This window comes from Endozoicomonas sp. OPT23, assembly GCF_009653635.1.
Classification (GTDB): Bacteria; Pseudomonadota; Gammaproteobacteria; order Pseudomonadales; family Endozoicomonadaceae; genus Endozoicomonas_A.
Window position 1 is genome coordinate 379,141 of sequence record NZ_PPFD01000007.1, and the last position, 13,678, is coordinate 392,818.

Here is a 13,678-nt window from a genome sequence, read left to right on the forward strand (position 1 = left end):
ATAATCAACGAATAGTTTTACTCAGATACTTCTTAACTGTATTAACAACAGCCTGAGTCTGGCTGTCTATTTCAAGGTTAACCCTGTCTCCCTGTTTAACTTTACCAAAAGTAGTCATCTGCAGGGTTTCAGGAATCAAATGAACACGGAAACAGTTATTCTCAACTTTTTCACCAATCGTTAAACTGGCACCATTTAGAGCAACATAGCCTTTGGGTAACAGATAATCTGACCACTGTTCATCAAACTCAAAGTGTATTGTCGTATTGGTTTCGGTTCGAGTGACATCTGACACAATAACTGTGTCGTGGATATGGCCTGAAAGCAGATGGCCGCCTATTTCATCATTGAAACGAGCCGCTCTTTCAATATTAACATCCGATTCTTCCAGTAATTCTCCCAGATTTGTCACCCGAAGCGTTTCCTGCATCACATCAAAGGTCACCAGCCCCTCTTTAGTAAAAGAGGTTACTGTCAGGCAGACGCCATTGACTGCTACGCTGGCCCCCACCTGCAAACCTTCGCAAAGCGTCTCATTCAAGTGCACCGAGAGACGCAAGAACTTTTCACTGAATTCCAGTGCTTCGACTGAAAAAACACCTTTTACTATGCCAGTAAACATTCACACACTTCTTTGATTGGGTTGAGTACCCAGACATATGCATTCATATGTCATAGGTGTTTCTGAACGAGACGCTCCAGCGCGACCATGCTGTCCGGCGTATACTGACGATGGTAATGATTGGCAAGAATATCTTCAGGCCTTTCCATCACGACACTGACCACTTCTTCTTCCTGCAGTGACAGTTCACCGTCATACTGACAGGTATACACCCGTCCCCAGACTTTGCAGTCGTCATTATGGAAATAAAAGTGGAAATGCGGCATCAGTGGCACACCATGAATGCCCAGCTCTTCTTCCAGCTCCCTGACGGCAGCTTCATCGTACTCTTCACCTTCAGCGACAACACCACCCGTAGCCGGTTCATAAAAACCGGGATATATATCCTTGCTCAGGGTACGTTCCTGAACATAGAGCTCGCCCTTGCTGTTGAAGACAAAGACATAAGTAGCCCGATGACAGAGTTTCCTCTGCCTCATTTCGGCTCTGGGCAGAGCCCCCTGAACATGGTTATGTTCGTCTACGACAATGACATTTTCTACTGCCCCCTGGTTACTGGCAGAAGAAGGTGTCGACTCAGGCATTGATGGCATCATGAGCAGGCTCCGGTCATTAGCTGTTTTTATTGTCACAGATCGCTGTTCATACCAGCACCTTTTGGTCGCTGGCATCCATATACTGACCATTGATATTCATCAGAGTCAGCATAAAAAACTCATAATAAGTATTTAATGCCATCTATGCCAGATTTCTATGATGATGCGTATTTCCTGAACAATTTTTCTGAACAATCAGGCTATAGCAGATTTCTGTTGTTCCATCAGCACAACCGGTTTCACCAACCCTTCAAAATCCTGCCAGGCTAACAGCAACAATTCTGAGGAGTCGCCACTGCTGACAGCAACGGATGGCTGGCTGCCCAGACTGCCAACAGCATAAACTGGCAGATTAAACAGCTCACCAAAAGGAGGTAGGGAACCGGGCTCACAGTGTTTGAAACGGTCGATGAATTCATCTTCACTGGCCAGTTCTGCGGTATGACTGCCTGCGATATGCCTGAGCTGGCTGAAATTGACTCGCTCGGCCGCTGGCAAAATGCAGAGAGCCAGACGTCCATCAAGCTTTACAACGACCGTCTTGGCCATACTACGGCCACTGATATGCGCTTTTTCAGCGATTTCCTGAGCAGTAAAAGCAGGTTCATGTTTACAGGAGGAGTAACTGACATGGTGCTGTTCGAGATAATCGACAACTTTCTGATCCGCCATCACTACAACCTCTTTTCAATAGCCAGATAGCAGCAAGACCTGAATGCATCAGAATTCAAAAAAATCTGATCACCCTGAATATGTCAGAGGAAAGCCCATACATCAAGACTGATATCCTTCCGACAACCCTCATATAATAGACCTATGGCCGATAACCAATCAGTCATTTTTCAAGGGGGCTTTATGACGATCAACCCGACAATTACCACAACCGTTAACCCCGTTGGCCCTATGCGGGTCTTATCCAACCGTGAAGTCAATAAACTACAGGACACCAGTCAGTCCGGATTACACTGTTTATTCCGACAATGTGCTCTGGCCATTCTCAATTGTGAAAAAGAAGGCGACGATGCTGCAGAGTTAATGGCGCAGTACAAAGACTTTGATATTCGAATCATCTCCGAGCATCGGGGCCTGAAGCTCGAGCTGATCAATGCACCGGCAGAAGCTTTTGTCGCAGGAAAACTGATTCGTGGTGTCAGGGAAAATCTGTTTTCCGTTCTGAGAGATATTCTTTATGTATCCTCTCATTTTACTGAAGACCCGCGCTTCGCTAACCAGGAATCCACTGATACTACTCATCTTGTGTTTCAGATACTGAGACACGCCAACGCTTTTATTACCCACCAAATGCCAAGTATCGTCGTTTGCTGGGGTGGCCACTCAATTTCCAGACATGAATATGAGTACACGAAGCTGGTCGGTTACCAGTTAGGGTTGCGTGGCATGAACATTTGCACAGGCTGTGGACCCGGAGCCATGAAAGGCCCAATGAAAGGTGCATACATCGGCCATGCCAAACAACGTATAGCCAAAGGTCGATTCATCGGTTTAACCGAGCCCGGCATTATCGCCGCTGAATCTCCTAATCCCATAGTGAATGAGCTGGTTATTCTTCCGGATATCGAAAAACGTCTTGAAGCTTTTGTACGACTGGGTCATGGCATTGTTGTCTTCCCGGGCGGTCCAGGCACCTGTGAAGAAATACTTTATATTCTCGGCATACTGATGAATCCGGCGAACAAGGAAATCCCCTTTCCGTTGGTATTCAGTGGACCCGCCTCAGCCAAAGAATATTTTGAAAAAATCGATGTATTCATCGGCAATACTCTCGGCCCGAAAGCCCAGGCAATGTACGAAATCGTGATCGATGACCCGGTAGAAGTCAGCCGTATCATGCGCAATGGACTGGAAAAAGTGACCCGCTTCCGTCGTAAACGAGGCGATGCCTATTATTTCAACTGGTTACTGCAGATTGAACAGGCATTCCAGACTCCCTTTGAGCCGACCCATGACAATATGGCCGAGCTACAACTGGAAACAGCTCTGCCTCCGCATATTCTTGCCTCAAACCTGCGGAAAGCCATGTCCGGTATTGTCGCAGGAAATATAAAGGAAGACGGTGTTTCACTGATCAAGGCCCATGGTCCTTATCAACTCACTGGCGAAGCAGAATTGATGAAACAGATAGATCAACTACTGCAGTCGTTTGTTGACCAGTATCGAATGAAACTGCCCGGTAGCGACTATCAGCCCTGCTACGAAATCAACTGTTAATCCATCCTGCAGCTATACAGAACAATGCTTTATTGTTCTGTATAGCTTCTCTAAATAGTCCCTTTGCAGGTACTCTTTTCCAACCACGCACAAAACCGAGCAATATTCACCCTGTTTATACTCGGGATAACGGAATCTACTTAACTTGCATATAGCTATCCGCTATACTGCCCGCGCCACCGGCTGATGAAAGCAGGTTGCCTAACCATATCAGAGCAACCGCAACACAATAATTCCACCGGTTTTCAGCCGCCAGTCGAGGTTAAACTGGATAAGAAAAGGTTCTGCTATCCTGCTTTTGCCGAGAACTACAGGCGAGAGAAACAACTGCAGTAACCATTCACCAGTTAAATATCCATCGCACCTCACTGGCCACAAGATTCAACAAAGGACATCTGTCACTTCCTGTCCTGTCTCGGGACATCCTGTCTCAGGATGCTCGTCTCTGGATCATGACAGGCAGGCAGCACAGATGATGAGGGTAGATCAGTGCTAGAAGCTTACAGAAAACACGTCGAAGAGCGTGCCGCAGAAGGTGTACCACCTAAACCACTCAATGCTGAACAGGTTACAGACCTAGTTGAGCTACTGAAAAACCCACCTGCAGGTGAAGAAGAATACCTGCTCAACCTGCTGGAAAATCGCATTCCTCCCGGTGTTGACGAAGCGGCCTATGTAAAGGCCGGTTTCCTGTCCGCCATTGCCAAGAACGAAGTGGAATCACCACTGGTTGACACCAGAAAAGCCGTTGAGCTGCTGGGCACCATGCTGGGTGGTTACAACATCGAAACTCTGGTTGGCCTGCTGGACAGCGCCGAGCTGGGTGAACTGGCGGCCGAACAGCTGAAGAAGACCCTGCTGGTCTTTGATACATTCCATGACGTGGAAGAAAAGGCCAAAGAAGGTAACAGCAACGCTGCTGCCGTTCTGAAATCCTGGGCTGAAGCCGAATGGTTCACCAGCCGTCCTGCTGTGGCAGAAAGCACCAAGGTTGCCGTGTTCAAGGTAACCGGTGAAACCAACACGGACGACCTGTCTCCAGCGCCTGATGCCTGGTCCCGTCCGGACATTCCTGTACACGCTAATGCCATGTACAAGATGACCCGTGATGGTCTGACACCAGAAGAGCACGCTGTTAAAGGTCCTCTGAAGCAGATCGAAGATATCAAGGCCAAAGGCCTGCCCGTTGCCTTCGTTGGTGACGTTGTGGGTACCGGTTCTTCCCGTAAATCTGCTACCAACTCCGTACTCTGGTTCTTCGGCGATGATATGCCGGGCGTACCTAACAAGCGTACTGGCGGTATCTGCATCGGTGACAAGGTTGCCCCTATCTTCTTTAACACCATGGAAGATGCTGGCGCCCTGGTCTTTGAAGCACCCGTTGAAAAACTGAACATGGGCGACGTCATTGAAATCCGTCCATACGACGGCAAGATTCTGTCCGAGTCCGGTGAAGTGCTGTCCGAGTACAGCTTTAAGTCCGATGTCATTCTGGACGAAGTACAAGCCGGTGGTCGTATTAACCTGATCATTGGTCGAGGCCTGACCGAGCGAGCCCGTGAAGCTCTGAACATGGGACCAACCGACATCTTCCGTCGTCCGGTTGCACCTGTTGAGTCCAGCAAAGGCTTCACTCTGGCACAGAAGATGGTGGGTAAGGCTTGTGGCACCGACGGTATTCGTCCTGGCACTTATTGTGAGCCAAAGATGACCACCGTTGGCTCCCAGGATACCACTGGCCCAATGACCCGTGACGAACTGAAAGACCTGGCTTGCCTGGGCTTCTCTTCCGACCTGGTGATGCAGTCTTTCTGTCACACAGCCGCTTATCCCAAGCCGGTTGACGTTGAAACGCAACACACTCTGCCTGATTTCATCATGAACCGTGGTGGTGTTGCCCTGCGTCCAGGTGACGGTATCATTCACAGCTGGCTGAACCGTATGCTGCTGCCTGATACCGTAGGTACCGGTGGTGATTCTCACACCCGTTTCCCTCTGGGTATCTCTTTCCCTGCTGGTTCCGGTCTGGTTGCTTTTGCTGCCGCTACCGGCGTTATGCCGCTGGACATGCCGGAATCCATTCTGGTTCGCTTCAAGGGCGAAATGCAGCCAGGCATCACCCTGCGTGATCTGGTTCACGCCATTCCTCTGTACGGCATCAAGCAAGGCCTGCTGACTGTTGAGAAGAAAGGCAAGAAGAACGCTTTCTCCGGTAAGATTCTGGAAATTGAAGGTCTGGAAAGTCTGACTGCCGAACAGGCATTCGAACTGTCCGATGCTTCTGCCGAGCGTTCCGCCGCCGGTTGTACCATCACTCTGTCTGACGAATCCGTGGCCGAGTACCTGAACTCCAACATCACTATGTTGCGCTGGATGATCAGTGAAGGTTATGGCGATCCACGTACACTGGAACGTCGTGCGAAGAAGATGGAAGAGTGGCTGGCCAACCCAAGTCAGCTGCGTGCCGACTCCGACGCTGAGTACGCTGAAGTGATTGAAATTGATCTGAACGAGATCAAGGAACCCATCCTCTGCGCACCCAACGATCCGGACGATGCCCGCACTCTGTCTGATGTGGCCGGCGACAAGGTTGACGAAGTCTTCCTGGGTTCCTGCATGACCAACATCGGTCACTTCCGTGCCGCTGGTAAACTGCTTCAGCAGAACAGCGATCCACTGAAGACCCGCTTCTGGATGTCGCCTCCAACCAAGATGGATAAGGCTCAGCTGGAAGAAGAAGGCTACTACGACATCTACAAAGAAAATGATGTTCGTACCGAGATCCCGGGCTGCTCCCTGTGCATGGGCAACCAGGCACGTGTAGAAGCCGGTGCAACGGTACTGTCTACTTCTACCCGTAACTTCCCGAACCGTCTGGGTGACGGCGCAAACGTCTACCTCTGCTCTGCAGAACTGGCTTCCGTTGGCGCTATCCTGGGCAAGATTCCATCTGCTGATGAGTACATGGAATACGCTCAGAGCCTGGATTCCATGTCCGGCGAAGTATACCGCTACCTGAACTTTGACAAAGTTGACAGCTATCAGAAAGCTGCTGACGAAATCATCGCCAAGGCCAGCTAAGCCAGTTAATTAATTGGCTGACAAGAATCCCTGCCCTTACTGCTGAATAAGCTACTGAGTGCGGGGATTTTTTTCATCCGTCAAAAGGGAACGAACAATGATAGAAAGAAAGCCCGAGCTGACAGAAGCCTTTCAACAATGGGTTCTGAGCAACATTCCCATGCTCAACTACATGCAACTGAGCTTTGATTCTTTTAATGAACAAGGGCTGGTGATGAGCTGCCCGCTGGAACCCAACATTAATGACAAAGGCACCGGGTTTGGTGGCAGCATTGGTACTCTGGCGACTATTTGCGGCTGGACTTATACCACCATCCACGCCAAAGCAGCAATTGCTAACCCGGAAGCCATGATTGTCGAGCAGAGCATGAGCTTTAAAGCGCCAGTGACAGGATCATTCAAGGCAATTTGCAGCAGTAAAATACCCGACGATTTTTACCAGAGACTGCAGGAAGGTCGCAGTGGCAAGCTGAATCTTGAGATCTTCATTCAATCTGAAGGTGTTGAAGCGGCAACCTACAAAGGCTTCTATATCGCCCGAGCCAAAAGCTGAATCAGCAAAACACACCAGTAAAGTACCGGAGATATTCGCTAATAGGCCGATACAGGCTCTGATAGTTAAAAACGCTGATCAGATCGTCTGTTTATACTGAGAATGATGACTTTTTCATGGCTTAGGGAATGAACCCAACTTCAGGTACCCATCAGAGCAAATCCACCCTGCGAATAGCAGGAAGCTGGATTATGCATAAACTGCGCTCAGTCTTTACCTGGAAACGACGAGCTATTGTACTCGTTGACCCCAGAGTAAAGCTCAAAGAAAGCCGTGATACCGGATATAGCCCTTACAGCCATCTACCGGGAAGACAACTCAACCTTCGCAGCAAGCAACAGGTTTTTAACTACCCCAAATTTGCCGGAGCTCTTTCCAACCTCGGTATCAGAACCTCACTTGAAGACGGTACTCCCAGACCCAGAGAGGAAACCCTTAATGAATTTCAGGGACTGCTCAGTGAACAGGCAAAATCAGCTCATGCTAAAGCCTTTAAGCACGGTTCAACCGAAGAACTGGTTGCACTGACCCGACTGAGAAACCTGATTCTCAGCAACAACTGGCCTGAAGCACTCAGCACATTATCTTCTGTGGTACAGCCACTTTGCCCACAGTTCGCCCCTTTTATAGAAGCATTAGAGCAGTTTCAAATTTCTACTCCGGCAAAGTACATTCCAGAAAAAGCAGAAGACAGTTGGCGTGTGGCCAGTAAGCATATTGAGCTTATGGCTGGTGATATAACAAAGATCAACCAGGGACAGACTCCCATTACCGACACCATTGTCTGTCCGGTTCTTTCATCCCGAAAAAGAACAACCGGGATTCAGGACAGGCTGACCGAACATAATCCCATGATAAGCGACAAAAGCTTTATGAAATCGGTTCGAAAAATGCACCCTGGGCAGTCAGAAATAAAAGAAACCAGAAGTCTTGGCAGACTCGGTTTTAATCATATTATCTTCAGTTGTCTGCCAGACCAGGACTCTGCCAACCTTGATCAGCAACTGATCAGCACATACGAACAGGCTATCAGTGTTGCTCATCAACAAAAAAAAGCGTCAGTGGCTATCCCAATACTCAGTATTGGACTTGTTAGCTCCAGCCAGAGATCAGCCGTTATTGCTGTTCTGGCTGTTAAACGCTACCTGCAGAAATGCACCTGGGATAATCCTCCTCCCAAAATCCATCTTATCTGCCCAGCTACTGAAGAAGGTTATGAGATTCAGACAATACTGAAACAGCACCTGCAACCTTAGAGCTGTCTCAATATTGATTTCAATTTGTCGATGCCTTCATGCTTATCAGCGCCATACACCAGCTTGCAGTAACCACTGGTGAATTGACTGACAACAGCGGCAAGTTCCGGAGACTGCTTTGATACTCTTTGAGCAAAAGCAAGCTCGGTCTCATCTGCTGATCGTTGAAATCCTCTTCTAGCCATCTTCTTACTGAATCGTTGGTACAGAGCCAGCTCAGCAGAAGCGGGTTTAGCATTCTTCAATAACAACAGTGCCGATAAAAGCAATAGGAAGGCAATGGAAACAATAAGGGCCAGGGTTTGTTTCTGCAACAAATCACCTTTACCCAATAGACTGGACAGAAATTCCCGCTGTTGTTCTTCCCGATAATTGATAACTGATCGCTGCCAGCGGTATTCCAGTTGCTCAAACGCAAGACGAATACCGTTCAGGACACTGCTTTGACGATATCGATGCAGAGAAAGCGGGGAGTCGGAAAGAAACGAGCCCTCATTAGCCAAAGCAGCTTCCAGACCAGAATTAATTCTTTCCGGTGACACCATGGCGGTTGGATCGTATCTAAGCCAGCCCTGACCTTCTACCCAGATTTCAGCCCAGGCATGAGCGTCAAACTGTCGTACCTGAATCAGGTTTTCCTCTTCTTTAACCTCGCCTCCCTGATAACCGCCAACAACTCTGGCTGGCACGCCTGCAGCTCGCATCAGATAGACAAAGGCTCCTGCATAGTGGGAACAAAAACCCTGTCGGCTATCAAACAGAAAACGATCGATGGAACTGCGTCCGGCACTGGTCAACAATGGTGGGTTGAGTGTGTAGAAAAAAGGTTCCTGCCTGAACATCAACATGACCCGGTCAGCCATTTTTACCGCATCGTTTCCTGACTGCTGCCAGAGCTGCCGGGCCAGCTTACGACTTCTGTCGTTACCCACATCAGGCGTTTGCAGATTGATCTTCCGCAACCATTCCGGCGGCTTTAGAGACACTGGTTCAGGCGTCACAGGCTGAATACTGTAAACTGTTCTGACATCAACGGGCTTATTGGCTTCCAGCCGCAAGGTTCTTAGCAAAGAGCTGTCTTTCGGCACACTGGCAGACTGACCCAGACTATACAGCCATGGCTTGCCGGTAGGCTCCATCATGATTTCATAATCAAAATCTGACTCTTGAGTCTGCCACCAGCCACTGACTACTGGCTGATTTGTTTTCCAGTCAGTCCTAGCCACTCTTGAGCGTTGAAAATCACTCTGCCGCCAGGTTTTACCATCAAAACGATCCAGTACTACCGCTCGCCAATAACGCTCTTGAGGAGCAGGCAGTGCAGAAGAAAATCTGGCTCGGAACACCAGCTCATCGGATTTACTCAAGCGAGCAATATCACCGGGCGTCATCTCATCGGTCAGTCCGGTACGGGCACTGTTATCAGGAAGCGGCACAGACCAGAGCGGACCAATTCTCGGAACCAATAGGAACAGTATTATGGTTAGTGGCATAGCCTGCAGTGCCAGCATTCCCGCATAACGCAGGGTTGACGACACTTTTATACTGGTTGAGCGACGATAAAGACCTTGCTGAGCAGCAGTAAGAACAGCAATACAGGCAAAAAGGTAAAGTGTCTGCAACAGGGTCTGGGAAAACAGCACACTACTGGCAATCAGAAAATAACCAATATAGACGACGACCAGGGCATCCCGTCGACTGCGCATTTCAAGCAGTTTAAGTGAGTAACCAGCCGCCAGAACAGCAACCGCTGATTCCAGCGATATCAAGGGTTTAAAACTGAAAGCAACCGTCACCATAGCCGCAACCACCAGCAGGCTTCTCAGCCATGTTGGTGGCCAGAAGCCACGTCCCAGCAGTATAAGAACTCGCCAGACAATACTCAGGACACTGACCGCAGAAATCGCTATTGGTATTTCCTGCCAGACCGGCAACTGAACCATCAGCAGCGCAACAATCAACCAGACAGTAGAAGCACGACTGACAAACTCCTGTTGAGGCAAAGCGCTATTCTTTGATGTTTTTTCAGTCATACCAGATCACCTGACTGCTTCTTCGCCAGCCCACACAGAGCCAGTATCGACAGACACTTTTCCAGATGCGCCTGCCCGGTTGCCGGATCAATTTTCTGCTCAGGCAGATCAAGACCAAAAGGGATCAGCTGCTGGTGACATACAAGACACCAACCTGTTATGACCGATAACTGCAGCTCAAGTCCGGTCACACCGGTCTCATTAAGTCGCAGCCAAATATCGGAACCGACATTATCCTGAAACAACTTGGTGTTCATTTCACCGCTTCTGGCATAGCCCTTCCAGTCCACATGAGTCAAAGCATCGGAAGAATTAAAGCTTCTGACTCCGGCAAAACTTTCCTGTCCTGCTGTTGTTGCCTTACCCAACTGCTCACCTTCACCTGAGGCTGAAGGCAGGTCTCTTGAACTGTTTGCAGCAGGATAGATCAGCGAATGGAAATCCAGCTTCACCCAACTCCACGTACGACATAGGCCCAACGGGTAAACACTTTCGACTTTAAAGCGACCAGGCTGAAAGTAACCTCGACTGATGGTTCGGCAACCAAGAGATAATCGCTTTGACGATGAAAATGAAGTCGCTGTAGTTTCTTCATCGGGCCAGCCAATGGTTATAGCAACCCTTTCCCGACCTTCGGACTGAAGCTCCAACTCAACCTGCGTCGTCTGCCCTGCATGCACCTGTTCTGAACCCCGGGCGACAACGGTCATACCTGCCAGATTTCTCCAGGTATGATAGATCGACAGCATAAACAGACTGATCATGAAGAAAGTAAGGCCAAATGCCAGACTGTTCTGATAGTTGGCAGCCAGCAGAAAAATCAGGACAGCAATACCCAGCCAGAGAAAACCGGCCCGGGTCGGCACAATAAATATACGGCTTTGGTCGAGCGTTACACGACTGGCTGAAGGAATACGTTTATCCAGCCAGCGTTGATAAGCAGCCTTAATAGAAGCAGGTAATTTCACAATAACGGTTCAACCTACCACATCAACAGAGGCCAACAGCTCACGCACAGAACCACCCTGCTCTCTCTGTTGCAAACGGTGCCCTGCAACGGGAATAAATACCGCCTGAACATCTTCCGGTATCACATAATCGCGACCTGCCATAAGAGCCCAGGCTTTTGCCGCCTGCAGCAAAGCCAGCCCTGCTCGAGGAGAAAGGCCAGCATAAAAATTGCCACTCTCGCGACTGGCAGTGATCAATCGCATCACATAATCCAGCAGCATATCTCGTGCCTGAACCTGCCCGACCTGTTTCTGCAGGTCAGCCAGCTGCTGATCAGAGAACAGCTGCTTGAGCCGGCTCAATTCACTGCGACCCGCTTCACCCTTAAGAATGGCTTTTTCTGCTGCGGAGTCAGGATAACCAAGAGACAGCTTCATCAGGAATCGATCAAGCTGAGACTCTGGCAACGGAAAGGTGCCTTCCTGACTGACCGGATTCTGAGTGGCAATTACAAAGAAAGGTTCAGGCAAAGCTAACGCTTTACCGTCAATGGATACCTGTCGCTCTTCCATGGCTTCCAGCAACGCACTTTGGGTTCTGGGAGAGGCCCGGTTAATTTCATCAGCCAGTAACAATTGGGTAAAAACAGGCCCCTGCTGGAAACGGAAGGATGACGAATTCTGATCAAACAGAGAAGTACCAATAATATCCGCAGGCAAAAGGTCACTGGTAAACTGCACTCGCTGGTAATCGAGCCCCATCACCTGAGCCAGACCATGAGCCAGTGTTGTTTTGCCCATACCAGGCAGGTCTTCAATCAACAAATGACCACGAGCCAGCAGACAACAGATTGAAAGACGAACTTCCTGCTTCTTGCCGCGAATAATCTGGCTGAGTGCATCCAGAGCCTGATTTACATCACTCATCAGTGGAGATTTCCATTAGCTTAATTAATTACTGTTATCGGCAGAAATCCATCTCCACCATCCAGTCCATGGTTTTTCTTTATCTCGATAAAGCAACGAGACACTGGCAGTTAGCGGGCATTCAAAAACCACGACTCAAATGAATGCCATGTCTGAAAAAACAGGCATGGCATTCATGATTTTTTTATCTTCAGAGATATATCTTACGTCAGAGAGGAGAGACCGGATTCAAGATCTTTTTTGAGGTCGTTCACACTTTCCAGACCTACCGAGATTCGAACCAGATTTTCGGTAATTCCAGCTCTCTGCTTGTCTTCATCAGAAAGGCGACTATGAGTCGTTGTTGCAGGGTGGGTCACTGTACTCCGGGTATCACCCAGGTTTGCTGTTCTGGAAATAATCTGCAAACGATCAATCACAGACCAGGCTTCCTGACGTCCACCTTTCACTGTAAAGGCCAGCACACCACCAAAGGCTTTCTGCTGTTTCTTAGCCAGTTCATGACCATTGTGAGAAGGCAAACCGCTGTAATAAACCTTTTCAACAGCAGAATGTTGTTCTAACCACTGAGCCAGCTCCATAGCATTACGACAATGGGCGTCCATTCTCAGACTGAGCGTTTCCAGAGACTTAAAGAAGTTCCAGGCATTAAACGGACTCATACTGGCACCTGCTGCACGCTGCCAGAGATGCATCTCACTGATCAGCTCTTTGCTGCCAACAGCCACGCCACCCATGCAGCGACCCTGACCATCAATAAACTTGGTCGTGGAATGCACCACAATATCAGCACCCAGCTTCAACGGTTGTTGCAAGGCTGGCGTACAGAAACAGTTGTCCACCATCAGCCAGGCACCATTGTCGTGTGCCAATGAAGCCATTTTCTCGATATCAACCACTTCACCCAGAGGGTTGGAAGGCGTCTCCAGAAAGAACAGTTTGGTCTCGGGACGGCAGGCCTGCTGCCACTGATCATAATCAGTAAAATCAACAAAGGTGGTTTCAACACCAAATCTGGCCAAGTATTTATTAAAGACAGTAACCGTAGTGCCAAAAACGCTGCGAGAACAGACTACATGATCACCGGCTTTCAACAGTGCCATGCACATACCAAGAATGGCCGCCATGCCGGAAGAGGAAGCGCAGGCCAGCTCTCCACCCTCAAGCGCGGCCATCCGCTCTTCAAACATTTTCACCGATGGATTGGTATAGCGGGAATAGACATTACCTTCTTCGTCTCCGGCAAACACAGCCTGAGCCTGCTGGGCACTCTCATAGACAAAACTGGACGTCAGATAAATCGCTTCACTGTGTTCACGTTCACCACTGCGAATGCTACCAGCACGAACGGCCAGAGTTTCAAATTCCCAGTCTTCAGGATTATGTTCTTTGTTGTTCATTCTTAAACTGCCTGCTTTACTGCCACAGCGC

The 13,678-nt window shown here is 49.0% G+C and carries 11 protein-coding genes; 4 read left to right on the top strand and 7 right to left on the bottom strand.

Translation table 11 applies throughout. From position 1 onward, the window contains the following. Positions 1–4: 4 nt before the first annotated feature. The 3 genes from EOPP23_RS18545 to EOPP23_RS18555 form a co-directional block, all read right to left on the bottom strand. The gene (locus tag EOPP23_RS18545; protein WP_153767483.1) at positions 5–622 is read right to left on the bottom strand and encodes a riboflavin synthase subunit alpha; all 618 of its coding nucleotides are present in this window, start codon (positions 620–622) and stop codon (positions 5–7) included. A 50-nt stretch (positions 623–672) separates the two neighbouring features. After that, entirely contained in the window at positions 673–1,218 is a 546-nt protein-coding gene (yfcD, locus tag EOPP23_RS18550; protein ID WP_228550781.1) for an NUDIX hydrolase YfcD, read from the bottom strand. A gap of 195 nt (positions 1,219–1,413) precedes the next feature. Continuing rightward, positions 1,414–1,890 (bottom strand): aminoacyl-tRNA deacylase, encoded by a 477-nt coding sequence (locus EOPP23_RS18555; RefSeq protein ID WP_153767484.1) that lies wholly within the window; start codon positions 1,888–1,890, stop codon positions 1,414–1,416. A 183-nt stretch (positions 1,891–2,073) separates the two neighbouring features. Between EOPP23_RS18555 and ppnN the strand changes: the two genes are divergently transcribed. The 4 genes from ppnN to EOPP23_RS18575 all read left to right on the top strand — a co-directional run bounded on the left by ppnN (position 2,074) and on the right by EOPP23_RS18575 (position 8,337). Next, the gene (gene ppnN, locus EOPP23_RS18560) at positions 2,074–3,447 is read left to right on the top strand and encodes a nucleotide 5'-monophosphate nucleosidase PpnN (protein WP_153767485.1); all 1,374 of its coding nucleotides are present in this window, start codon (positions 2,074–2,076) and stop codon (positions 3,445–3,447) included. A gap of 489 nt (positions 3,448–3,936) precedes the next feature. Further along, positions 3,937–6,528, top strand: a complete 2,592-nt coding sequence (locus EOPP23_RS18565) for a bifunctional aconitate hydratase 2/2-methylisocitrate dehydratase (RefSeq protein ID WP_370514821.1) — start codon at positions 3,937–3,939, stop codon at positions 6,526–6,528. 97 nt (positions 6,529–6,625) lie between these two features. Then, positions 6,626–7,081, top strand: coding sequence for a YiiD C-terminal domain-containing protein (locus EOPP23_RS18570; RefSeq protein ID WP_153767486.1), 456 nt, complete (start codon positions 6,626–6,628; stop codon positions 7,079–7,081). 191 nt (positions 7,082–7,272) lie between these two features. Continuing rightward, on the top strand, positions 7,273–8,337 hold the full coding sequence (locus EOPP23_RS18575) for a hypothetical protein (RefSeq protein WP_194842675.1): 1,065 nt from the start codon (positions 7,273–7,275) through the stop codon (positions 8,335–8,337). On the opposite strand, the gene EOPP23_RS18580 is transcribed toward EOPP23_RS18575, so the two are convergent. The 4 genes from EOPP23_RS18580 to EOPP23_RS18595 all read right to left on the bottom strand — a co-directional run bounded on the left by EOPP23_RS18580 (position 8,334) and on the right by EOPP23_RS18595 (position 13,647). After that, complete coding sequence (locus EOPP23_RS18580) at positions 8,334–10,370, bottom strand: DUF3488 and transglutaminase-like domain-containing protein (protein WP_153767488.1); 2,037 nt, start codon at positions 10,368–10,370, stop codon at positions 8,334–8,336. The two genes, EOPP23_RS18575 and EOPP23_RS18580, sit on opposite strands and share 4 nt — an antisense overlap. Beyond that, complete coding sequence (locus EOPP23_RS18585; protein WP_153767489.1) at positions 10,367–11,338, bottom strand: DUF58 domain-containing protein; 972 nt, start codon at positions 11,336–11,338, stop codon at positions 10,367–10,369. The genes EOPP23_RS18580 and EOPP23_RS18585 overlap by 4 nt, the downstream gene beginning before the upstream one ends. A gap of 9 nt (positions 11,339–11,347) precedes the next feature. Further along, complete coding sequence (locus EOPP23_RS18590; protein ID WP_153767490.1) at positions 11,348–12,247, bottom strand: MoxR family ATPase; 900 nt, start codon at positions 12,245–12,247, stop codon at positions 11,348–11,350. Between the two features lie 203 nt (positions 12,248–12,450). Next, positions 12,451–13,647: an O-succinylhomoserine sulfhydrylase gene (locus tag EOPP23_RS18595; protein WP_153767491.1), complete on the bottom strand. Its 1,197-nt coding sequence runs from the start codon at positions 13,645–13,647 to the stop codon at positions 12,451–12,453. Between the last annotated feature and the right edge of the window lie 31 nt (positions 13,648–13,678).